1 protein-coding gene is annotated in these 1078 nt (G+C 39.8%); it reads right to left on the bottom strand.

The genetic code is table 11. The features are described from left to right. The coding region (locus AC1DND_RS28395; RefSeq protein ID WP_477586259.1) for a glycoside hydrolase domain-containing protein at positions 1-1057 on the bottom strand (1057 nt) is incomplete at its 3' end. Positions 1058-1078 lie beyond the last annotated feature (21 nt).

Genomic DNA, 1078 nt, shown 5'->3' with positions numbered 1-1078 from the left:
GCCTGGGATGTTGCATGGCATGATAGAGGGCCGTGTAAAAGATTTTTTTCCCTTTTTCATTTGTGTCTGAAATACGTACCTGTGATAGGGATTTTTCCCAAGCCTGATTGGTATGTGCTAAAACAGTATCAAAATTATCATTTTTGATCTCACTTTCCAAGTTGGCCTTGGCAGCTGCGATACTTGTAAAAGAGGTGCCGGAATAAATCACTAACTGTTCTCCTTTTTGCAGTTTAAAGCCTGCATAAGCACCAATATCCTTTTTATTGCTGATGTTTTGCTGATTGAAAATATGGCCTTCGCTATAAACCCCTGCTGAGGTAAAGTTTTTTTTGAACCGGATGTAAAAATAACCACTAAAGCCTGCAGGTTCTCCCCATCCCTGATAAATCCGGTGAACAGGATTATATCCGGAAATTTCACCTTTTTCTGCATCAACCTGAATAAAACCTTTGTTCTGATCGCTATTGGGCGTGACTAAAATATAAACGCTATCTGTTTTTAGTGCGGTGATCCGCATTACACCGCTTCTAAGGCTGGCTGTAATTTCTGTTAACAGTTGATGTTGAGGTAATTTTAATTTGTAATAGGAGGGGGTAGAAACTTCGTTTTCGTGGGCATAATTTTCTGCATATTGAGCTGCATTGGTTTTAAGCTGGCCTGAAATGGGCATAATGGTGAAGCTTCCGTAATCTTGGGTACAAGAACCACTGATCCAATGGCTTGCCCTAAAGCCGTAAAACTTTTTGTTGTTGTAATAATAAGGTGCCAGGCATTTTTTTTCTGTGAGCTGGGTCTGGGGCGTCCATTGCGTCATACTAAAAGGCGGTGCTACAGCTGGAATGGTATTGGCCAGGCGTTCGGTTTTATTTTCAATATGCTGGCTGGCCAATGTGGTGCTTGCAGAAGTACCCGAAAATGGTTGAACGTAAGGAATTAAAGGCTGTTTTTGTGCATAAACAACGTTTGTATAAATGATCGCTATAGCCGAAAGAAACAGAAACTGTATTCCTTTTTTGAATTTTGATGCTCTAATTTTTAAATCAGTTAACAACATATGTTATGTATAGTATAGTGG

This window comes from Pedobacter sp. 01N416 (genome assembly GCF_056399685.1).
Note: the sequence above shows the minus strand (reverse complement) of the source record. Positions and strands in the feature narration are given on the sequence as shown.